The organism is Flintibacter sp., assembly GCF_046973065.1.
Genome location: NZ_JBKVXZ010000016.1, coordinates 41,153 through 61,684, shown reverse-complemented (window position 1 = coordinate 61,684; position 20,532 = coordinate 41,153). Strand labels below are relative to the sequence as shown.

Annotated in this window: 19 protein-coding genes; 5 read left to right on the top strand and 14 right to left on the bottom strand. The window is 59.7% G+C overall.

From position 1 onward, the window contains the following. On the bottom strand, positions 1 to 630 hold a 630-nt coding region (locus tag ACLTXB_RS08045; protein WP_428226594.1), incomplete at its 3' end, for a WecB/TagA/CpsF family glycosyltransferase. 222 nt (positions 631 to 852) lie between these two features. On the opposite strand from ACLTXB_RS08045, the gene ACLTXB_RS08040 reads away from it, so the two are divergent. The 4 genes from ACLTXB_RS08040 to ACLTXB_RS08025 all read left to right on the top strand — a co-directional run bounded on the left by ACLTXB_RS08040 (position 853) and on the right by ACLTXB_RS08025 (position 5,801). Then, positions 853 to 1,851 carry a pyruvate kinase gene (locus tag ACLTXB_RS08040; RefSeq protein WP_428226593.1) on the top strand — a complete coding sequence of 333 codons (999 nt, stop codon included), beginning with the start codon at positions 853 to 855 and terminating at the stop codon, positions 1,849 to 1,851. Then, positions 1,848 to 2,441, top strand: a complete 594-nt coding sequence (locus ACLTXB_RS08035) for an NAD(P)H-dependent oxidoreductase (RefSeq protein ID WP_428226592.1) — start codon at positions 1,848 to 1,850, stop codon at positions 2,439 to 2,441. Before ACLTXB_RS08040 ends, ACLTXB_RS08035 begins: the two co-directional genes overlap by 4 nt. A gap of 94 nt (positions 2,442 to 2,535) precedes the next feature. Beyond that, complete coding sequence (gene polA / locus ACLTXB_RS08030) at positions 2,536 to 5,238, top strand: DNA polymerase I (protein ID WP_428226591.1); 2,703 nt, start codon at positions 2,536 to 2,538, stop codon at positions 5,236 to 5,238. A gap of 323 nt (positions 5,239 to 5,561) precedes the next feature. After that, on the top strand, positions 5,562 to 5,801 hold the full coding sequence (locus tag ACLTXB_RS08025; protein ID WP_151076353.1) for a permease of phosphate ABC transporter: 240 nt from the start codon (positions 5,562 to 5,564) through the stop codon (positions 5,799 to 5,801). Positions 5,802 to 5,835: 34 nt separating this feature from the next. Here the strand turns inward: ACLTXB_RS08025 and spoIIR are convergent, their stop codons facing one another. The 13 genes from spoIIR to udp form a co-directional block, all read right to left on the bottom strand. Beyond that, positions 5,836 to 6,489 (bottom strand): stage II sporulation protein R, encoded by a 654-nt coding sequence (gene spoIIR, locus ACLTXB_RS08020; RefSeq protein ID WP_428226590.1) that lies wholly within the window; start codon positions 6,487 to 6,489, stop codon positions 5,836 to 5,838. A gap of 26 nt (positions 6,490 to 6,515) precedes the next feature. Beyond that, positions 6,516 to 7,367 (bottom strand): 4-(cytidine 5'-diphospho)-2-C-methyl-D-erythritol kinase, encoded by an 852-nt coding sequence (gene ispE, locus ACLTXB_RS08015; RefSeq protein ID WP_428226589.1) that lies wholly within the window; start codon positions 7,365 to 7,367, stop codon positions 6,516 to 6,518. Between the two features lie 19 nt (positions 7,368 to 7,386). Continuing rightward, a complete protein-coding gene (locus ACLTXB_RS08010) occupies positions 7,387 to 8,670 on the bottom strand; it encodes a DUF1015 domain-containing protein (RefSeq protein WP_428226588.1) in 1,284 nt (427 codons plus the stop codon). A 28-nt stretch (positions 8,671 to 8,698) separates the two neighbouring features. Then, on the bottom strand, positions 8,699 to 9,298 hold the full coding sequence (thrH, locus tag ACLTXB_RS08005; protein ID WP_428226587.1) for a bifunctional phosphoserine phosphatase/homoserine phosphotransferase ThrH: 600 nt from the start codon (positions 9,296 to 9,298) through the stop codon (positions 8,699 to 8,701). A 38-nt stretch (positions 9,299 to 9,336) separates the two neighbouring features. Continuing rightward, positions 9,337 to 10,521 carry an aminotransferase class I/II-fold pyridoxal phosphate-dependent enzyme gene (locus ACLTXB_RS08000; RefSeq protein WP_110441982.1) on the bottom strand — a complete coding sequence of 395 codons (1,185 nt, stop codon included), beginning with the start codon at positions 10,519 to 10,521 and terminating at the stop codon, positions 9,337 to 9,339. After that, positions 10,518 to 10,997 (bottom strand): Lrp/AsnC family transcriptional regulator, encoded by a 480-nt coding sequence (locus ACLTXB_RS07995; RefSeq protein ID WP_008981383.1) that lies wholly within the window; start codon positions 10,995 to 10,997, stop codon positions 10,518 to 10,520. The genes ACLTXB_RS08000 and ACLTXB_RS07995 overlap by 4 nt, the downstream gene beginning before the upstream one ends. Positions 10,998 to 11,147: 150 nt before the next feature. Further along, positions 11,148 to 13,133, bottom strand: a complete 1,986-nt coding sequence (locus ACLTXB_RS07990; protein WP_428226586.1) for a TRAP transporter permease — start codon at positions 13,131 to 13,133, stop codon at positions 11,148 to 11,150. A 182-nt stretch (positions 13,134 to 13,315) separates the two neighbouring features. Continuing rightward, entirely contained in the window at positions 13,316 to 14,356 is a 1,041-nt protein-coding gene (locus tag ACLTXB_RS07985) for a TAXI family TRAP transporter solute-binding subunit (protein ID WP_428226585.1), read from the bottom strand. Between the two features lie 199 nt (positions 14,357 to 14,555). Then, positions 14,556 to 15,251 (bottom strand): RNA polymerase sporulation sigma factor SigK, encoded by a 696-nt coding sequence (gene sigK, locus ACLTXB_RS07980; RefSeq protein WP_008981380.1) that lies wholly within the window; start codon positions 15,249 to 15,251, stop codon positions 14,556 to 14,558. Positions 15,252 to 15,364: 113 nt separating this feature from the next. Beyond that, positions 15,365 to 15,847, bottom strand: a complete 483-nt coding sequence (gene bilS, locus ACLTXB_RS07975; RefSeq protein ID WP_008981379.1) for a flavodoxin family protein BilS — start codon at positions 15,845 to 15,847, stop codon at positions 15,365 to 15,367. Next, a complete protein-coding gene (gene bilR, locus ACLTXB_RS07970; RefSeq protein WP_428226584.1) occupies positions 15,844 to 16,956 on the bottom strand; it encodes a bilirubin reductase in 1,113 nt (370 codons plus the stop codon). Before bilR ends, bilS begins: the two co-directional genes overlap by 4 nt. Beyond that, positions 16,929 to 17,366 (bottom strand): bilirubin utilization transcriptional regulator BilQ, encoded by a 438-nt coding sequence (gene bilQ, locus ACLTXB_RS07965; protein WP_008981377.1) that lies wholly within the window; start codon positions 17,364 to 17,366, stop codon positions 16,929 to 16,931. The genes bilR and bilQ overlap by 28 nt, the downstream gene beginning before the upstream one ends. A 106-nt stretch (positions 17,367 to 17,472) precedes the next feature. Further along, positions 17,473 to 18,246 carry a uridine phosphorylase gene (gene udp / locus ACLTXB_RS07960; protein ID WP_428226583.1) on the bottom strand — a complete coding sequence of 258 codons (774 nt, stop codon included), beginning with the start codon at positions 18,244 to 18,246 and terminating at the stop codon, positions 17,473 to 17,475. Positions 18,247 to 18,750: 504 nt separating this feature from the next. Between udp and thrS the strand changes: the two genes are divergently transcribed. Continuing rightward, complete coding sequence (thrS, locus tag ACLTXB_RS07955; protein WP_428226582.1) at positions 18,751 to 20,520, top strand: threonine--tRNA ligase; 1,770 nt, start codon at positions 18,751 to 18,753, stop codon at positions 20,518 to 20,520. Positions 20,521 to 20,532 lie beyond the last annotated feature (12 nt).

Below are 20,532 nucleotides of genomic sequence, written 5' to 3'. Positions count from 1 at the left end.
GTACGCCCACTCCATGCCCATCTTCTGCCACTTCTCGGGAGCCCGCTCCACGTTGCCGGCGAACACGTCCAGCGCGCCGCCCAGGCCGATGGCCATCTTGGCTCCGGTGAGCAGTCCAAAGCGGGCGATCCACTTCTCCTGCTTGGGGGCGCCCAGGCAGACAAACAGCAGATCGGGCTGGGCGGCGGCCACTTCCCGGGCCACCGGGTCAGACTCCTTGAAGTAGCCATCGTGGGTGCCGCAGATCACGATCTTGGGATGCTGCTCCACGATCTTGGCGGCGGCCTCCTCGGCCACGCCGGGCTTGGCGCCCAGCAGATAGAGCCGGCCGCCCAGCTCGTTGAGCTCCTCCAGCATGTCGCAGGCAAAGTCAAAGCCGGCTACCCGCTCCTTTAAAGGTGTACCCAAAATCTTGGCGGAATAGACCACCCCGATGCCGTCGGGCAGCACCAAATCGGCACGGTTGAGGATCTTCTGGAACTCCAGGTCCTTTTCCGCAGCCAGCAGAAACTCGGGATTGGGGGTAACTACATAGTGAAAATCGCTGCCCCGCAGCAGCTCCCGGCCCGCCTGGCGGGCCTCCTCGCGGGTCAGGTTGTCAAATTGGATGCCTAACACATTCGTTTTCAATGGAACATCCTCCACATCATCAAAGAATTGGTTGGACTATGGTCATGCCTTTTTGAGGGCAATGGTTTCATTCAGGCATCCTATTCTATCACGCTTCCGGAAAAAAGTCCATGAAAAAGGGGTAAACAATCCGATTTCCGGGAAATTCCCCGAATTTCGATTGACGAAGGGGGCTGGTGACACCATAATAGAGACAACAGCAAAAGAAGGAGCGAATGTTCCATGGAGTTTTATGCCACTCTGGGTGGCTCCTGCGCCGACCGAGCCACCCTGGACGGGCTGTTTGCCGCCGGAATGACCGGCGCGCGGCTCAATCTGTCTCACACCACCCTCCCCCAGTGCGCCCCCCTGCTGGAGGATATTTATTGGCCTGCCGCCCGCGCCTGCGGCCGGGCCGCCCATCTCATCATAGACCTGCAAGGCCCGGAGCTGCGGGTGGGTACCCTCACTGCTCCCGTTGCACTGGAGTCCGGGAGCCGGACCGTGCTTGGCCCCGGCGGCATCCCCATTCCCACCGCCGCCCTGGAGGCTGCCCAGCCGGGAGACCGCATCTCCCTGGACGACAGCGCCCTGCTGGTACAGGTGGAGGAAAAGCGCCCGGACGGTCTTTTCTGCCGGGTAGAGCGGGGCGGGCAGCTCCAAAGCCGCAAGAGCCTGGCCATTCTGGGCCGGGAGGTCCATACTCCCACCCTCACCCAAGCGGACCTGGACAATCTGGCCCAGGCCAAACGCTTCGGCGTGACCCACATTCTGCAGCCCTTTGTCCGGGGCGCGGAGGATGTCCACACCCTGCGCCGGGCCATGGCTGAGGCCGAGCTGGAACACGGGAAGATCATGGCGAAAATTGAAAACCAGCGGGGGCTGGAGAAGCTGGACGAGATCATCGATTCTGCCGACATCGTCTGTATTGCCCGGGGCGACCTGGGCAACAGCATGCCCCTGTGGCAGCTGCCCTCCGCCCAAAAGCACATTGCCCGCGCCTGCCGCTCGGCAGGGAAGCCGTTCTTTGTAGTCACCCAGCTGCTCTGGTCCATGCAGCAGCGGGCCGTGCCCACCCGGGCAGAGGTGAGCGATATCTACAACGCGGTGCTGGACGGCTCCTGCGCGCTGATGCTCACCGGCGAGACCGCCGCGGGAGACTACCCTGTGGAAGCCATGGATTATCTGGTCAAAACCGCAAGCCAGGCCCTGGCCGATCTTGGAAAGGAGAATGCAGTATGATACAGCATATTTTGTTTGTCAACGCCTGTATGCGCGGCCGTGAGGAATCCCGCACCTGGCTTTTGAGCCAGGCCTTTTTAGAGGCCTGCAAAGAACGCTGGCCCAAGGCCGAAATTCTGGAGCGGGACCTTACTGCCTGCGATCTGCCGGTGCTCACCGGCCCCATGACCACAGAGCGGGACGCGCGCTTCCAGGCCGACCCCTGGGATCCCATGTTTGCCCCCGCCCATGAGATGCAGGGCGCTGATCTGGTGGTGGTGGCAGCGCCCTATTGGGACCTCACCTTCCCCGCCGCCCTAAAAGTCTACCTGGAGTGGGCCAGCGTGCTGGGCATCACCTTCCACTACACCCTGGAAGGCCAGCAGGAGGGCCTGTGCAAGGCAGGCAACCTGGTGTATATTACCACCGCCGGAGGGGAGATCGGCGATAAAAACTTCGGCTATGACTATTTAAAGGGACTTAGCGACATGTTCGGCATCTCCCGCACCCACTGTCTCACCGCCGAGGGACTGGACGTGTGGGAAAATGACGCCCAGGCCATTTTGAACCGGGCCAAAAAGCAGGCGGAGAAGCTGGCAGCCAGTCTTTGAGCTCCGGGCGCCTGTTCTTGCTCCATACCGGGAAGACTGATATACTAGAGCAGATATTTTACCCCCTTGAGGGAAGAAACGAGAGGATACCCACATGAAAAAACTGATGGTCCTGGACGGCAACTCCCTGGTCAACCGTGCTTTTTACGGAGTGAGCCAGAATCTCACCACCCGCTCCGGCCAGCCTACCAACGCCATCTTCGGCTTTTTAAATATCCTGGGCAAGCTGCTGGACGACAGCAACCCCGACGCTCTGTGCGTCACCTTTGACCGCAAGGCTCCCACCTTCCGCCACCTGGCCTATGACGGCTACAAGGCCACCCGGAAGGGAATGCCCGATGAGCTGGCCAGCCAGATGCCCATTTTGAAGGACGTGCTGTCCGCCATGAACATCCCTATCTACGAGATGGACGGCTGGGAGGCAGACGACCTGATGGGCACCATCGCCGCCAAAGACACCGCCGCCGGGTGGGACACCATCGTGGTCACCGGCGACAAGGACTCCCTCCAGCTGGTCACCGACCACACCACGGTGAAGCTGGTGTCCACCCGCATGGGCCGCACCACCACCAAGGACATGACGCCCGACGCCTTCCGGGCCGAGTACGGCTTTGACCCCATCCACATCATCGACCTCAAGGCCCTCATGGGCGACGCCAGCGACAACATCCCCGGCGTCAAGGGCGTAGGCGAGAAGACCGCCATGGCCCTGGTGGGCCGGTACGGCTCTATTGACGCGCTGTACGAGGCCATGCCCACCCCGGAGATGGCCCCCGGCACCCCCGCCAAGCCGGGCGTCATCAAAAAGCTCCAGGAGGGGGAGGAGATGGCCCGCATGTCCTACGACCTGGCCACCATTCGGTGTAATGCCCCTCTGGACTTCGACCCGGAGCAGAACCTGCGCAAAGAGGTGGACAACAACCGCCTTTATCAGCTTTTCCTGGAGCTGGAATTTGCCAAGCTCATTGACAAATACCACCTCACCGCCCCCCAGGGGGAGGGCGCGCCCCAGGAGGGCAAAATGGCAGAGGGCACCTGCACCAGCGAGGTGGTGGAGGATGCCGCCCGGGCCCAGGAGCTGCTGGAGCTGTGGCGGCAGGCCGGCCATGTGGCCGTGCTGGCCCTGCCCGGCCTGGACGCGGTCTGCGTCAGCTTTGAGCCCAGCCCCACCGAAGGCCACGCCGCTCTGCTCTTCGCCAATAGCCTGGAGAACTACAACCAGGTGCTCCAGGCCCTCTTTGCCGCTGACATCCGGAAGATGGTCCACGGAGCCAAAGAGCTGGAGAAGGAGCTGATGGACCAGGGGCTGAACCCCCAGGGCATCCGGTTTGATACCGAGATCGCCGCCTATCTTCTCTCCCCCACCGACGGCAGCTACGAGCTGGAGAAGCTGGGGATCACTTACTACAACCAGGAGTTTGCCAAAGCTAAGGAGTATCTGACCCCCGGCGCGTTTGACTCTCTGTTCTCTCTGGATTCAGAAGGACAATCTGCCGGTCCCATGGGTGCATTTTTGAGCCACTGTGCCCTCATTGACTGCCTCTACGAGACCCTGTCCCAGCGCCTGGAGGAGCTGGGGCTCACCAAGCTCTATGAGGAGATCGAGCTTCCCCTATGTCCGGTGCTGGCCGAGATGGAGCGATCCGGCGTGCTGGTGGATCGGAAGGCTCTGGCTGCCTTCGGCGAAGCTCTGGCTCAGGGCATCGAGAAGGACCAGGCCCTCATCTATGAGCTGGCCGGGGAGGAGTTCAACATCAACTCCACCCAGCAGCTGGGAAAAATTCTCTTTGACAAGCTGGGCCTGCCTCCGGTGAAGAAGACAAAAACCGGCTACTCCACCAACGCCGAGGTACTGGAGAAGCTGCGGGGCAAGCACCCCATTATCAAGGCCATTCTGGACTACCGCCAGCTCACCAAGCTGAAATCTACCTACGCCGACGGCCTGGGCAAAGTCATCGCCCCCGACGGGCGCATCCACACCTGCTTCCAGAACACCGTCACCGCCACTGGGCGGCTCTCCTCCACCGAGCCCAACCTCCAGAACATCCCCATCCGCACCCAGTTGGGCGCCCAGCTGCGGGAGATGTTTGTGGCCGCGCCCGGCAAGGTGCTGGTGGACGCGGACTACTCCCAGATCGAGCTGCGCCTGCTGGCCCACATGGCCGGAGATCAGGCTATGATCGAGGGCTTCCACAGCGGAGCGGACATCCACACCATTACCGCCTCCCAGGTCTTTGGCGTGACACCTGACCAGGTCACCCCCCAGATGCGCCGCAGCGCCAAGGCGGTGAACTTTGGCATCGTCTACGGCATCTCCCCCTTCTCCCTTAGCCAGGACATCGGCGTTTCCGTCCAGCAGGCTAAGGAGTATATGGACAAATACTTTGCCCACTATTCCGGCGTGCGGGCCTATATGGACGGGGTAGTGGAGCAGGGCAAGCAGGACGGCTATGTGGCCACCCTATTTGGCCGCCGCCGCTGGCTGCCGGAGCTCAAGTCCTCCAACTTCAATACCCGCTCCTTCGGCGAGCGGGTGGCGCTGAACATGCCCATCCAGGGAACTGCCGCCGACATCATCAAGCTGGCTATGATTCGGGTGCGGGACCGCCTGCTCCGGGAGGGGCTGGAGGGCCGTCTGGTACTCCAGGTCCACGACGAACTGATCGTGGAGTGCCCCGAGGCCGAGGCTGAGACGGTGTGTAAGCTAGTCAAGGAGGAGATGGAGGGCGTGTGCCAGCTGTCTGTACCTCTGCTGGCCGAGACTCACGCCGGTACTACCTGGGCCTCCGCCCACTGAGCTACTTTTCTTGAAAGAAAAGTAACCAAAAGAACTTTCTGCAAAACTTCGTTTTGCTTCTGCCCCGCTCGTAAGTAAGTTTTTATCGAAAATTGTCCGCCGCCACCTCATCTTCCTATTTTATTTCACCCGGTTTTTCCTTGCATTTTGTCGAAATGTAACTTAAAATGGAAGCATACGAGAGAGGTCCTACTCGGCGCAGCTGCGTAGGATCACTCCCGATCCAGAAGCGAAACGCAGTTTCGCACAAAGTTCTTTGCCAAGCTTTCTTACAAGAAAGCGGCAAGAAAGCGGGCAAGAAAGTGCGAAAAAGGAGGTAATGTATGAACTGGCTGAGATGGTTATTTGATCGGGCGGACGAGTACGCCGCCGAGAGCACCTGGCGTGACTTCGCCCTGGTGAAGATCTGCCTTTGTGCCGTAGGAATTTTGCTGGGCCTTCTGGTTCCCTCCCGGCACAAGCCCAAAGTGGCCATTCTGGCCGGGATCGCCTTCGTGGCCACCTACATCCCCCTGATGGCCGACTTCCTCCCCTACCTGCTGGAGTCCAAAGAAGAATACTAAACGCAAAGCGCCCGTCCACAAGGACGGGCGCTTTTTAGTTTCCGGCAAACAGTCCCCGCAGTTCTCCCAGCAACTCCAGGGACTTGAATTTCAGTACATACCCCTCATTCTCCCGGGTCATCAGCCCGGCCTGATCCTCCGTAAAGAGCCCCGCCGCCGTGGCCTCCTCTACGCTCTCGGTGGCCGCTCCCAGGCACAGGGGCGGAAAGGCCACGCACCACCAGTTCTGACCCTCTCCCTCTCCAATCACTACCCGCAGTGCTGTATACTCTCCGGCAGGCAGGGCAAAGTTTTCATATTTCTTGGTGGGGAACCAGCACTCCTCCAGCTGAGCAGTAACGGGATAGTCCTTGCCTGCCTCGTCCACCACCTGCTGCCCAGCCGCGGCCAACTCGTCCAGGTTGTCCTCCAAAATCTCTCGTGCCTGCTCCAGGGTAGCATCTTCCGGATAGAGATCCTCGGCTTGCTCCAGCACCCTGTCCCGCACGGCCAGCTTCAGCTCCTGGTCGGCCTGGCTGTCGGAGTTGGCCAGCACATGCAGGCGGATCACCTGCCCAGCCAGCTCTGCCTGCTCCTGCCCGGCCCAGGCGCTCCACAACAGCGCCGCCAGCACGCCGCACAACAGGGCCACTTCCCACCGCTTCAGCTTCCGATCCATAAAAAACACCGTCCATCCTATGTAGTACATAGTAGGATGGACGGCTTTTTTCCATTTTAAACACTCCGGCACAAAAAAGTATCCCGGTATCCCTCTTGCAGGGCTGCCTGAGCCTCTCGGGCCGCCGCCTCGCTGTCAAACAAGCCAAAGGCTGTTGGGCCGGTGCCGCTCATGTTGGCGCCCAGGGCTCCCTTCTGGATAAGCACATGCTTGATCTCCGCCACCCGGGCCTGATAGCGCTCGGGCAGCACATCTTCAAACACGTTGTACATCCGCCGAGCCACCTCCTCCAGGCTGCCCGCCCTCAGCGCCTCCAGCATGCCGGCCGTGTCGGGACGGCAGCGGATCTTACAGCTGTCAATGCGGGCAAACAGCTCGGGGGTAGAGATGGGAAAATCCGGCTTGCAGGCCACCACCCAGCAGGGCGGCAGGGCGGGCAGCGGGGTGAGCACCTCGCCTCGTCCCTCGGCCAGGGCGGTGCCTCCCAGCACACAGTAGGGCACGTCGGAACCTACATTCTCCCCCACTTTGGCCAGCTCTGTGGGAGTAAAGGGGCTGCCTGCCAACTCATTGAGTGCCCGCAGCACCGCGGCCGCGTCGCTGCTGCCTCCTGCCATACCGGCACAGACCGGAATACGCTTTTGTATCTCAATATCCAGGTGCTCCGGCTCCCGACCCAAGGCCTCCCAAAATCGCAGGGCGGCGGCGGCGGCCAGGTTTTTGTCTCCCGTGGGCAAAAAACGCAGATTGGTCTTTACCCGCAGCCCCTGTCCTTCGTTGGGCGTGAGGGTGAGGGTATCATGCAGGGTGACTGACTGCATCACCATGCACAGATCGTGATAGCCGTCCTCCCGCTTTCCCAGCACATCCAGGGTCAAATTCAGCTTTGCCCAGGCCCGCGTCTTCATGCACGGCGCCCCCTTTCTTTCAGTCCCGGATCCTCCGGGCCTCCAGGTAAAACCGTTTATCCTGCGCCCGCCCCATGGAGAAGGTCTTCCGTGGCAGCACCCCATCGTGAATCACGGTGGGGAACAGCTCCTCCTTGCCCATGGCGGGCAGCAAAAAGGCAATGGTATCCTTCCGCCGGGCCAGATCCCGGGCCACCTGGGCTCCGTGGATGTAGTCCACCCGGCCGGGATTGTTTTGCAGATAGTCATCCAGGAAACGCTGAAGGGTCCCCACCGGCAGCTGAGCCTTGGGGTTGGGAACCGTCACAGTCCCCTGACATTCTCCCCAGACATAGGGCAGCACGTGGCCCTCCCCCTCTCCGTGGATGAAGCCGGGGTAATATGCCTCCATAGCCTCCAGCAGCTGCTGGGGCTCCACTCCAAACACCACCCGGTGGATGGGTTCAAACTCCAGAACGCTGTCATGGAGGTTGTTAAGCTCCACCAGGGCAAACCGGGCGGGCAGCGCGTCCCAATGCTCCGGAGGGGTGAGCCGCTTTTGCCGCTCATAGCACTCCTTGGCAGTGGCCAGGGAGTGGTTTCCGTCCCCTACCGCAAACAGCAGCACGGGCAGGTCCTCCTTCAAATGGTACCGCGCCCGGAAGGCTTCCGGGTCGGCCAGGGCGGTGAGAGCCTGGGCCACCTGCTCCTTCTGCTGCTGGGTCAGCTCCCAGCCCCGCAGGCGGCCGCCGCCCTCCATGAGATCAAAGTCATAAAGAAGGGTCATATCCTCCGTCTGATCCGCCAGAGGCTCGATGACCGTCTTTTCCGGGTCGTCGGCCAGCAGCATCACGTGGGGCAGCTCGATGGGGGCGTTTTTCCGCACCGCCACCCGGGGCGGGATGCGGGAGAGAACGGTACCCTCGGTGGCCCGCACCAGACTCTCGGCTCCAGGCTCATAGTCGTACTGCTCCAGATCCACCATGCCCATCAGGCCCCGGCGCACCTTTCCGCCCTCCAGAATGCGCTCCACATAGAACAGGGCGTCAGGGTGGCAGACAAAGCGGCCCTCCCGGAGGTAGCGGCTCATGGTGTTGTTGATCTCCATGATATCGGTCTCCACATTGGGACCCTCCAGGCAGCTCTCCGGCAGAATGAGCCGCAACGCAGAGGGGGCGCGGCCCACATACTCTGCTACCCGCTGCCAGTATTCCGGCTGAGAGGTATACTGGTCGCAGGCCACCACGCTCCACTTGGAGTATTCACAGTCCTTGGGCAGCAGAATGTCCGCAGGACGGAAGGGCAGGGATTCAAACGCGTTCATGATTTTCACCTATGTTTCCAAAATTAGGTCAAAGGGCCTTGCGGATGCCCTCCAGCAGCTCTCCAAACTCCTCAAAGGCGGGCAGCTCGGGGTGGTCGGCCTTGATTTTGTCGGTGCTCTTGAAGAGGAAACCCGCCTTGCTGGCCTGGATCATACCCAGGTCGTTGTAGCTGTCTCCGGCGGCGATGGTCTCATAGCCCATGGACTGCAGGGCCTTCACCGTGGTGAGCTTGGACTGCTCGCAGCGCATCTTGAAGCCGGTGATTTCCCCGTCGGGAGCCACCTCCAGGCTGTTGCAGAAGATGGTGGGCCAGCCCAGCTTTTTCATCAGGGGCTGTGCAAACTCCTCAAAGGTGTCGCTGAGGATGACCACCTGGGTCATGGTGCGCAGCTCATCCAAAAACTCCTTGGCCCCGGGCAGGGGGTCGATCTTGGCGATGGTGGACTGGATCTCCTTCAGACCCAGTCCGTGCTCCTTCAGGATGCCCAGACGCCAGCGCATGAGCTTGTCGTAGTCGGGCTCATCCCGGGTGGTGCGCTTGAGCTCAGGGATGCCGCTCTCTTCCGCAAAGGCGATCCAGATTTCGGGGACCAGAACGCCCTCCATATCCAAACATACGATATTCATGATCTTATTCCTCCATGCCGCTTCTCAGTTCGTCCGGCTTATTCTTCTCCCTGCTTACGGCGCAGGTTCTGCAAAAAGTTATCCATACGGCTGACCGCCTCGGCGATGTCCTTCATGGAAGCGGCGTAGCAGGCCCGCACAAAGCCCTCGCCGCCCGGTCCAAAGGCAGTGCCGGGAATGACGGCCACCTTCTCCTCCATGAGGAAGCGCTCACAGAACTCCTCCGAGGTCAGGCCGCTGGACTTGATGCAGGGGAATACGTAAAAGGCGCCCTTGGGCTCAAAGCAGGTAAGGCCGATGCGGTTGAGGTTTTCCACCAGGTAGCGGCGGCGGCTGTCGTACTCCTCCCGCATATGTTCAATGTCCTTGTCGCCGTTGCGCATGGCTTCGATGGCGGCGTACTGGCTGGTGGTGGGCGCGGACATGATGCCAAACTGGTGCAGCTTGGTCATAGCGGCGATCACCGGCTGGGGAGCGCACACATAGCCCATGCGCCAGCCGGTCATGGCATGGCTCTTGGAGAAGCCGTTGACCACCACGGTGCGCTCATACATATCGGTAAGGTTGGCCATGGACACGTGGCGCTGGCCGTAGGTAAGCTCGGCGTAAATTTCGTCGGAGATCACCATGATATCAGTGCCCCGCAGCACCTCGGCAATAGCCTCCAGGTCGGGGCGGCTCATGATGCCGCCGGTGGGATTGGAGGGGAAGGGCAGCACCAGCACCTTGGTCTTGGGGGTGATGGCGGCCTTGAGCTGCTCGGGGGTGAGGCGGAACTGGTCCTCCGCCTTCAGCTCCACATAGACCGGCACGCCGCCCGCCATCTCGGTAAGAGGTCCGTAGCACACAAAGGAGGGCACGGGCACGATGACCTCGTCACCGGGGTTCAGCAGGCAGCGCAGGGCCAGGTCGATGGCCTCACTGCCGCCCACGGTGACCAGGATCTGCTTGGCGTAGTCGTAGTTGAGATCAAAGCGGCGGCGCAGGTAGTTGGAGATCTCCCGCCGCAGCTCCAGCATACCGGCGTTGGAGGTGTACTTGGTGTGGCCGCGCTCCAGGGAGTAGATACCCGCGTCCCGGATGTGCCAGGGGGTAACAAAGTCGGGCTCGCCGATGCCCAGGGAGATGGCGTCGGTCATCTCCTCCAGGATGTCGAAAAACTTACGGATGCCCGAGGGCTTGATATTCTGGATGCGCTGAGAAATGATCTGGTCGTAATTCATGAAAACACAAACTCCCTCTCCTGGGGCTCCGGACGGCGGAATACCAGGTGTTTTTCCTTATATTTCTTCAAAATGAAGTGGGTGGCCGTGCCGGTGACTCCCTCCAGAGGAGCCAGACGCTCGCCCACAAACTGGGCTACCTCCCGCAGGGTGCGGCCGGAGATAATGACCGTCAGGTCAAACGAACCGCTCATCAGGTACATGCTCTCTACCTCGTCGTACTGGTAGATGCGCTCCGCGATGCGGTCAAAACCGTCGATGCTCTGGGGGACGACCTTCACCTCGATGAGCGCGGTGACATTCTCCCGCTTCACCCGGTCCCAGTCAATAATGGCCTGATAGCCCAGAATGGTCCCGTCCTGCTCCAGGCGTGCCATCTCCGCCTTCACCTGCTCCTCGGTCATGCCCGCCTGTGCGGCCAACTGTGCTGCGGACTGGGTGCAGTCCTGCTCCAGCAGCTCCAGCAGTGTGTTCATAGGATACGTCCTCCTTTTTTGCCAATATCAAATTGGTGTGTTCTGAATATTATAGCGCATTTTGACTGTATGCGCAATGCTGGGTCTGTTCTTTCCGCACAAAAAAGACGCCCGCCAGCGGCGGACGTCTTTTGCTTATGCTCAATTGTGTTACGCAGCCACAGAGCGATCCTTTTTGGCGCTCAGATACTGATATACACAGATACCAGCCACCAGAACCAGACCGATCAGGTCGGTCACGGTGCCGGGGATCATCATGCACAGGCCGCCGACAGCCATAATAAAACGGAACAGGGGGTTGATCTTCTTGTAGAGGAAGCCGTTGAGGGCGGCAGCCACACCGAAGATGCCCAGCAGAGAGGTGACACAGATCTGGATGATCTGGACCACCATCATAGCCGTAGAGGTACCCTTACTGAACTCGAAGAGCATCACAGGGCTAAACGCAAAGATGTAGGGGACAATAAAGGCCGCGATGGCAAGTCGTGTTGCGTTGAATGCGGTCTTCATGGGAGGAGCCTTGGCGATAGCGGAGCCGGCGTAGGCAGCCAGAGCCACGGGCGGGGTAATGTCGGCCACGATGCCGAAGTAGAACACGAAGAAGTGGGCAGCCACCTTGGGGATGCCGATGGCAGGGCTCATCAGGATGGGGGCGCAGGTGGAAGCCATGATGCAGTAGTTAGCGGTGGTAGGCACGCCCATGCCCAGCACGATGCAGCACAGCATGGTGAGGAACAGAGCGATAATCGCCTGGCCGCCGGAGATCTTTACGATGGCGGTAATGAGCTTGGAAGCCAGACCGGTGGAGGTGATGCAGCCAGCCACGATACCAGCCATGGCGCAGGCCACAGCCACGGTGATGGTGCCCTTGCCGCCGGCCTCCAGGGCGTCGAAGATCTTGGCGGGGGTGATGCGGTCTTCCTTATTGACAATACCCACCAGAATGGTGATCACGATGGCCACCGCAGCGCAGAACTGCATGGTCTTCATGTTCAGGGAGACCATGACCACCAGAACAACCAGGGGCAGCAGCAGGTAAACCTTGGGCAGCAGCTTGCGCATCTTGGGCAGCTGCTCTCTGGGAATACCCTTCAGGCCCAGCTTCTTGGCTTCCAGATGGACCGCAATGTAAATGCCGGTGAAGTAGAGGATAGCGGGCAGGATAGCCTTCAGTGCCACCTGAGCATAGGGAATTCCCATGTACTCAGCCATCAGGAAGGCAGCAGCGCCCATGATGGGGGGCATGATCTGACCGCCGGTGGAGGCAGCAGCCTCAACGGCGCCGGCAAACTGAGGTTTATAGCCCGTCTTCTTCATCATGGGGATGGTGACGGAGCCGGTGGTCACAGTGTTGCCCACGGAGGAGCCGGACACCATGCCGCACAGAGCGGAGGAGATAACAGCTACCTTGGCGGGGCCGCCGGAGGAAGAACCGGCCACGGAGTTTGCCAAATCAATAAAGAAGTTGGAAATTCCGGTGCGTTCCAGGAAGGCGCCGAAAATAATAAACACAACAATGTAGGTGGCACACACCTTTACAGGAGTGCCCATCACGCCGCTGGTGGTATAGAACAGGTCATAGATGACCTTTCCGAACCGGACATTGGCAAAGGTGTAAATCAGCAGAGCGCCCGCCACACACAAAATGGGCAACCCTACGCAGCGGCGGCACAGCTCCGCCAGCGCCAGTACACCGATGATGGCAATGGCCACCATGAAGGGCTCATTGGTTACCTTGGTTGCTTTCAGCAGGATATCCTTGGCGTTGGCTGCAAAGTAGAAGAAGGAGCCTGCGCCAAGCACCATAATAACCAAATCATACCAAGGGATGTAGTTTACCTTCATATATCCCTTTTTCACAGGATAGTTCAGGTAACCGATGATAAGGATCAGACCCAGGAACATGGTCAGACGAACCTCCAGCAGGCCGCTGACAAACAAAGTCACGATGATACAGTACAGGGAAAAGAGCGCCATGATGGTCTTGACCACCAGCTTGGGCTTTCCTTCCCAAATACGGGTGTTGGACTCACGGTCATATTTTTTCATGACCTCGTCCACTGCGTCGGCAACGTTCACGTCCGCTTCCACGTCGGCTGCAGCTGCCTGTTTCTCCCTTTCTTTTTCGTAATCCATAGAGCAAAATCCTTTCTGCGTTCTCCTTTACGGTTCCGCGGCTGCCTGAGGAACACACGCGCCCGCACGCCCTTTAGGGAATGCGGGCGCTTCTGCTTCGCAAGTTGATCCCGCAATTCACAGCGGGCTGCGGCGGACTAATCCGCCGCAGCCCATCAATTGACTGTCAGCAGGGATTGGATTTACTTGGTGGGAACTTCGATGCCCTTCTCAGCGAAGTAGGCCGCAGCACCGGGATGATAGGGAACAGCGGTGTTGGAAGCGGCAAACTCCAGATCCAGCTCAGCGCCCTTACTGTGGGCAGCAGCCAGAGCCTCGGTGTTCTCGAAGATACCGAACAGGAAGTTGTACACATCGGCCTCAGACACGTCGTCGCGGGCGATCACGGTAGCGACCACGGCCACGGTGGTGGCGTCAGCTTCCATCTCATAAGTATCAGCGGAGATGACGGCCTTCTCGTAGTAGGGAGAGCTCTCCTTCAGCTTGTCGATGTGCTCGTCGTCCAGGTTAACCAGATACACGTCCTTGGTGGTGGCCAGGGAGGTGATGGCGGTGGTGGGAGCGCCGGCAACCACGAAAGCGGCGTCGATCTTGCCGTCCTGCAGGGACTCAGCGCTGGTGCCGAAGTCCTCCAGAGTGGCCTGGATGTCGTTCTCGGTCATATCATAAGCGGCCAGAACGTCAATGGCATTATAGTACACGCCGGAACCGGGAGCGCCGATGGACACGCGCTTACCCTTCAGATCGGCAACAGTCTTGATGTTAGGATCCAGGGTAACGATCTGGACCTGCTCCATGTACAGGGAAGCGACGGTGGAGAAGTCCGTGACGGCAGCGCCATCGAAGTTACGGATGCCCTGATAGGCATAAGCCATAACGTCGGACTGCACGAAGCCCAGCTGGGCGTCGCCAATCTCCATGTTCTCAATGTTAGCCTGAGAACCGCCGGAAGAAATAACGGTCACTTGGGTGCTGGTAGCCTCGCCAACCTTACCGGCCAGAACGCCGCCAAAGCCGAAGTAGGTACCCTGATCACCGCCAGTGGTGAAGGTCAGGCTGGTGCCGCCCTCTTTGCCGCCGGTCACGGTCTCAGTGCCAGCATTGGAGCCGGAGCCAGAACCAGAGCCGGAACCAGAACTGGTACCGCCGGAAGTGGTGCAGGCCGTGAGGGACAGGCTGGCAGTAAGAGCCAGAGCCAGAACCAGAGCAAGTTTCTTTTTCATGTAGATTCCTCCAATTCAATGATTGATTTGCAGGGACAATACTTGCAGGCTTATTATAGTATATTTGTTAAAAAAACGCAATAACGTTTTTTAACGTTTTGTGAACTACGTCAAAAATATTATCGTTTTTACCTATTTCTGTATTTTTTTCATAACGTTTTTGAATGTTCTTTATGACATTTTAACATCGTCTTTTTGACTAAGGACGCCATCCGTCCATGGCCTGTTCCAGCTTTGCCAGGGCCCGTTTTTCGATACGGGACACATAGGACCGGCTGATACCGCACCGGGCAGCCACCTCCCGTTGCGTCCGTGGAGGCTGGTCATCCAGTCCGTAGCGCAGGGTAATGATGGCCCGCTCCCGGGGGTTGAGGCACTCCCCCACACACTGCCGCACTCGCCTGCACGCATCCCGGGTATCCAGGTCCTCCAGCATGTTGTCATCCACAGCAATGACATCCATCAAGGACAGGGAATTTCCGTCTCCGCCGTTTTCCATGGTGTCGGACAGGGAGACCTCCCCCTGGAGTTTCTTCTGCGCCCGGAAGTGCATGAGGATCTCATTTTCAATACACCGGGAGGCATAGGTGGCCAGGCGCACGTTCTTATCCGCTTTAAAGGTAGAGATCCCTTTGATAAGGCCAATAGTGCCGATAGAGATCAGGTCGTCCTGGTCCCCGGTCTGAGCGTAATATTTTTTGACTATATGAGCCACCAGCCGCAGATTGTGCTCCACCAGAATATTCCGCGCCTCCAGGTCCCCCTGGGCGCACCGCTCCAAATATTTGCGCTCCTCCTCCGCTTTCAGCGGCCGGGGGAAGGAGCCTCCGCCTCCTGACAGCCGCAGGGTAAAAAACAGGCCGTTGAGCACCAGATAGATCACTGGGGAAAGCATAGACAGACACCTCCTGCCCCACTGTATTCTGCCCCTGCCCGTCCCTATGTCCATTTGTCCCAAAAAGCGGCAAAGGAGCCGCCCGAAAATCGGGCGGCTCCTTCTCCTTATATTTATTTCGTCACTGCCTGCTTCAGCCCATCCAAATCCTGCTGGTCGGGATGGCTGAGGGCGCGGTCAAAGTTTTCCAGCATCATGGTACGCCGGGGGCTGTCCTCCATGGCCTCGTAGCGGTCCCGCACCACCTGGGGCATCTTGCCCTGGCACATGTAGGTCCCAACCACCTGCACACCGGAGGCCAGATTCTCCTTCACCCTGCCCAGGATCTGCTCAAAGTAGGCGGGCGCACCGCCAAACCCGGCCGTGCCGAAGAGAAACACCTTCTGATTGGTCAGGCTTTGGAGAAAGTGGGCCGTCTGCTCGTCGCAGGTACCCTTGTCCGTCCAGAATCCCACATAGATGGTGTCGGCGCCGAGGGCCTCGGCGTGAGGCGCGCCAAAGTAGCTGCACTCCTCCTGGGGCAGTGCTTCCCGGATAGCCTGGGCCAGCAGGGCAGTGTTGCCGGTGCGGCTGCTGTAAACGATGGAATAGCTCATTTCGTTTCCTTCCTTTCATAAATACAGTGGACGCCCTGGTGGGCCATCATGCCTCCCAGGCACTTTTTGTTGCAGCGGACACAGCGGTGGAGTTCCCCGGCCCGGCCGGAGCACACCTTGTTGGGCCACTCCGGGTCGGCAGTCAGCTGACGGCTCATGGCGGCACAGTCGATGCGGCCGCTTTTCAGCTGCTCCTCCACAAAGTCGGGATCGGTGAGCCCGCCCACACCGCAGATAGGCAGCTTGGTGAGCTTGCGCACCTGGTCACAGAACTTCAAGAAACAGCCCTCCGCCCCAAATTCCGGGTGATTCTTCGGGGGAATGGTGTCGCTGAGTTCTCCGTGGTTGGCCAGAGTCACATGGAAGCTGGTGACCCCCGCCTGCTCCAGCAGAGGGACGAAGATGGGCAGCTCCTCCTCCAGCACGCCGGCGTTTCCGTAGTGGGGGTTCTCCTGACGCACGGCCAGTTTATAGTCGATGGGCACATTGGGCAGACGGCGGCGGATGGCGGACACCGCCTCCACCGCAAAGCGGGCCCGGTTTTCGGGGCTGCCGCCGTAGCGGTCGGTACGATGGTTAAAGATGGAGGAGCTGAAGCTGCCGCACATCCGGTCCCCGTGTACCTGGACCATGTCAAATCCTGCCTGGATGGCCAGTTCGGCCGCCTTGCCGAAGGCGTCTGTGATCTCCTCCACCTTTTTCTCCGGCAGACCGGTGATGTAAGGCCCCACCTGCTGGTTCAGCAGAGGCCGCAGCTCCTGCATAGAGATGCGCTTGGTAAGCACACCGGGGATGTATTTGATCATCCCCTTCAGGTTGGAGTCGGACTGGTGGAGCTGGGCGCATAGCTTACACCCATAGGGGTGGACGGCATCTGCCAGACTCTTGTAAAACTCTATCCCCTTCTTGGTATACAGAGAAGGTCCAAAGCCGTGGGGCAGTACCGGAACATCGCCGATGATGATCATGGCGCAGCCTCCGGCGGCAATCTTCTTCATCCGCTCCAGCAGTTCTTCCTGGGGTAGTCCCAAGCTGGTGGGCGCAAAGAGGATACGGTTCTTTAAGGTAAGCCCGCCGTAATTCAGGGAGCTGTTGATGGTCTCATACATGTGGAATTCGCTTCTTTCTTGGTGGCTTTTGCCAAGAGGGCAAAGAGCTGCTCCCGCTCGTTCTCATCCAGGGCGGCCAGTGCCTGCTGGTCCCAGTCGAAAAACACCTGGTGGCTCACCTGGAAGGCCTCTTGCCCCTTGGGGCTCAGGTCCAGGTGGTAGGCCCGGCCCGACTTCTCCCGGGTGAGGAACCCCTCCTCCACCAGTTTGGTCACAGTGCGCTGAGAGTACCCCCAGTCCAGCCCAAGGGCGGCGGTGAGCTCGGCCTGGGTGCAGCCCGGGTGCTTGCCCACATAGATCACCGGAAACAGGGAACCGAAATTGAGCCCCAGCTTTTGCAGGCGCTGGGTGGTGTAGGCGGTAAAGCCGCGGTGAAAGACGGTGGCGTAGTAGGCCAGAGTCTGGAACATGAAACGGTCAACTCCTTTTCTTGACTTAGTCAAGTATATCACACAGCTTGACAAAGTCAAGTATAATTCGAAAATTTTTGGAGCCGCAGCCAGCGGCTCCAAAAAATCACAGCTTCTTATCTTCCTGGATCAGCAGCTTCAGGGCCTCGATCCCCACCTGAATGGCGGCGGAGGTATCGTGGGACTCCTTCTGGTCCAGCCCGGCCTTCTCCCGCTCCTGGTTCCAGATCACATGGAACACCGAGCCGCACCGCACCCCTCGCGCGGCAGCCACGGCAAACAGGGCGGCCGACTCCATCTCGCTGGCCAGCACCCCCAGGCGCTTCCAGGCCTCCCACTTCTGCTCCAGCTCGTAGCTCACCGGCATACGGGCGGGAGAGTGCTGTCCATAAAAGGAGTCCTTACACTGGACCACGCCCGCGTGCCAGGGTTTTTGCAGGTTTTGTGCCGCCTTTACCAGGGCCTGGGTCACAGTAAAGTCAGGGACGGCGGGCCACTCGATGGGGGCATACTCCCGGCTGGTGCCCTCCATGCGCACCGCACCGGTGGCCACCACCACGTCATCGCTCTGGACCTCCAGCTTGATGCCGCCGCAGGTACCCACCCGCACAAAGGTGTGGCAGCCCAGGTTGCACAGCTCCTCCATGGCGATGGCGGCGGAGGGGCCTCCGATGCCGGTGGACACCACGCTCACTTTCTCCCCCAAGAGGGTTCCGGTGTAGGTGGTGTACTCCCGGTTGGTCTGGACATGAACCGGGTGATCAAAGTGCCGGGCAATGGCTTCACACCGCCCCGGGTCGCCGGGGAGGATGCAGTATTTACCCACCTGTCCGGGGGCGCACTGGATGTGAAATTGAAGTTCACGGCTTTGTTCATCCATAGAAAAACCTCCTGTGGCGTTTTTGTCCATTATACCCCCTGTTTTCCTCCTATACAAGTTACTTTCCTCTTGACAGCACCTGATATTGGTGATATATTTTCTGCGTAAAAATGGCACAGACGGAGACCAAGCCGCCCTTGCCCCGCCCAGAGAGGAACACAGCTTGCTGAAAGTGTTCTGCGCAGGCCGGCGGCCGCAACCACTCCTGAGCCGCCCGGGAAACAACCGGGACGGGTCCTCCCGTTACAGAGGTCACAAAGCGGTTAGATGTCACGCTGCGTCCCTTCCGCAACGGCCAACTGCTCCACACTTCGCCGAACATGCCGCCGGGCTGCGCCCGTCCTGTTTTTCGGTCTGCGTGTGTCGCTGTTGTCCTGCTCCCAGGGACTCCGCGCTTCTAACAAGCAGGGTGGAACCGTGGAGCTATGTTCGCTTCACCCCTGACACAACTCAGGGGTGAGGCGTTTTTCTTACCCCTACCAAATTTGTAAGGAGGTTTTTCCCATGTCTGAGGAGAACAAGAACGAGTTTACCTTTGAAAATCCCGAATACCGCCAGACCTATTGGCACACCTGCTCCCACGTGATGGCCCAGGCCGTCAAGCGTCTGTGGCCCGAGGTGAAGCTGGCCATCGGCCCCTCCATTGATGAGGGCTGGTACTACGATATGGACGCGCCCTTCGCCTTCACCCCCGAGCACCTGGAGCAGATCGAGGCGGAGATGAAGAAGATTTGCAAGGAGAAGCTGAAGCTGGAGCGGTTTGAGCTTCCCCGTGAGGAGGCCATCAAGTTCATGGAGGAGAAGGAGGAGCCCTACAAGGTGGAGCTCATCAACGACCTGCCAGAGGACGCCCACATCTCCTTCTACAAGCAGGGCGAGTTCACCGACCTGTGCGCCGGTCCCCATCTGGACTCTACTGGCCGCATCAAGGGCAACGCCCTGAAACTCACCGCCTGCAACGCCGCCTACTGGCGGGGCGACTCCAACCGGGAGACCCTGCAGCGCATCTACGGCATCGCCTTCCCCAAGAAGGACGAGCTGGACGCGTATCTGCAGCGCATTGAAGAGGCTAAGAAGCGCGACCACCGCAAGCTGGGCAAGGAGCTGGGTCTGTTCATGCTCCGCGACGAGGGCCCCGGCTTCCCCTTCTTCCTGCCCAAGGGCATGACCCTGAAGAACACTCTGCTGGACTACTGGCGTCAGATCCACAAGAAGTACGGCTATGTGGAGATTTCCACTCCCATCATCCTCAACCGTCAGCTGTGGGAGCGCTCCGGCCACTGGGATCACTATAAGCAGAACATGTACACCACCGTCATCGACGGCGAGGACTTTGCCATCAAGCCCATGAACTGCCCCGGCGGCATGCTGGTCTACGCCAGCGAGCCTCACTCCTACCGTGAGCTGCCCCTGCGGGTGGGTGAGATCGGCCTGGTCCACCGCCATGAGCTGTCCGGCGCTCTCCACGGCCTGTTCCGGGTACGCTGCTTCAGCCAGGATGACGCCCACGTCTTTATGACCCGGGAGCAGATGAAGGACGTCATTCAGGAGACCGTACGCCTCTTTGACGAAGTGTATTCCACCTTCGGTCTGAGCTACACCATCGAGCTGTCCACCATGCCCGAGGACCACATCGGCACCGTGGAGGAGTGGGAGCACAACCAGGACATCCTGAAAAACGCCATCACCGACATGGGCAAGGAGTTTGTCATCAACGAGGGCGACGGCGCCTTCTACGGCCCCAAGCTGGACTTCCATCTGGCCGATTCCCTGGGCCGCACCTGGCAGTGCGGCACCATCCAGCTGGACAGCCAGCTGCCTGAGCGCTTCGAGCTGGAGTACACCGGCGAAGACGGTCAGAAGCACCGCCCCGTTATGATCCACCGCGTGGTGCTGGGCTCCATCGAGCGGTTCATCGGCGTCATCACCGAGCACTTTGCCGGCGCCTTCCCCGCTTGGCTGGCCCCTGTCCAGGTGAAGATCCTGCCTGTTACCGACCGGGCTGCCGCTTATGCCGATCAGCTGTCCAAGCAGCTGGATGAGGCTGGTTACCGTGTGGAGACCGATCACCGCAACGAGAAGATCGGCAAGAAGATCCGCGAGGCCACCATGGAAAAGATCCCCTACATGATCGTGGTGGGCGACCGGGACATGGAGAACAACACCGTGTCCGTGCGTCTGCGCACCGGCGAGGATCTGGGCGCCATGCCTATGGCCGACTTTATCGCCAAGCTCAAGGCTGTGGTGGATTCCAAGTCCCTGGAGCTGAACTAAATCGCTTTTCAC

What these genes read in the sequence shown, in the direction of transcription:
- thrH (WP_428226587.1), bottom strand. Translation starts at nt 9,298, where the DNA reads ATGAATATCGTATGTTTGGATATGGAGGGCGTTCTGGTCCCCGAAATC.
- ACLTXB_RS08035 (WP_428226592.1), top strand. Translation starts at nt 1,848, where the DNA reads ATGATACAGCATATTTTGTTTGTCAACGCCTGTATGCGCGGCCGTGAG.
- thrS (WP_428226582.1), top strand. Translation starts at nt 18,751, where the DNA reads ATGTCTGAGGAGAACAAGAACGAGTTTACCTTTGAAAATCCCGAATAC.
- spoIIR (WP_428226590.1), bottom strand. Translation starts at nt 6,489, where the DNA reads ATGTACTACATAGGATGGACGGTGTTTTTTATGGATCGGAAGCTGAAG.
- ispE (WP_428226589.1), bottom strand. Translation starts at nt 7,367, where the DNA reads ATGAAGACGCGGGCCTGGGCAAAGCTGAATTTGACCCTGGATGTGCTG.
- bilS (WP_008981379.1), bottom strand. Translation starts at nt 15,847, where the DNA reads ATGAGCTATTCCATCGTTTACAGCAGCCGCACCGGCAACACTGCCCTG.
- ACLTXB_RS07990 (WP_428226586.1), bottom strand. Translation starts at nt 13,133, where the DNA reads ATGGATTACGAAAAAGAAAGGGAGAAACAGGCAGCTGCAGCCGACGTG.
- polA (WP_428226591.1), top strand. Translation starts at nt 2,536, where the DNA reads ATGAAAAAACTGATGGTCCTGGACGGCAACTCCCTGGTCAACCGTGCT.
- ACLTXB_RS07985 (WP_428226585.1), bottom strand. Translation starts at nt 14,356, where the DNA reads ATGAAAAAGAAACTTGCTCTGGTTCTGGCTCTGGCTCTTACTGCCAGC.
- ACLTXB_RS08010 (WP_428226588.1), bottom strand. Translation starts at nt 8,670, where the DNA reads ATGAACGCGTTTGAATCCCTGCCCTTCCGTCCTGCGGACATTCTGCTG.
- udp (WP_428226583.1), bottom strand. Translation starts at nt 18,246, where the DNA reads ATGGATGAACAAAGCCGTGAACTTCAATTTCACATCCAGTGCGCCCCC.
- ACLTXB_RS08025 (WP_151076353.1), top strand. Translation starts at nt 5,562, where the DNA reads ATGAACTGGCTGAGATGGTTATTTGATCGGGCGGACGAGTACGCCGCC.
- ACLTXB_RS08040 (WP_428226593.1), top strand. Translation starts at nt 853, where the DNA reads ATGGAGTTTTATGCCACTCTGGGTGGCTCCTGCGCCGACCGAGCCACC.
- bilR (WP_428226584.1), bottom strand. Translation starts at nt 16,956, where the DNA reads ATGTATGAGACCATCAACAGCTCCCTGAATTACGGCGGGCTTACCTTA.
- ACLTXB_RS08000 (WP_110441982.1), bottom strand. Translation starts at nt 10,521, where the DNA reads ATGAATTACGACCAGATCATTTCTCAGCGCATCCAGAATATCAAGCCC.
- sigK (WP_008981380.1), bottom strand. Translation starts at nt 15,251, where the DNA reads ATGCTTTCCCCAGTGATCTATCTGGTGCTCAACGGCCTGTTTTTTACC.
- bilQ (WP_008981377.1), bottom strand. Translation starts at nt 17,366, where the DNA reads ATGTTCCAGACTCTGGCCTACTACGCCACCGTCTTTCACCGCGGCTTT.
- ACLTXB_RS07995 (WP_008981383.1), bottom strand. Translation starts at nt 10,997, where the DNA reads ATGAACACACTGCTGGAGCTGCTGGAGCAGGACTGCACCCAGTCCGCA.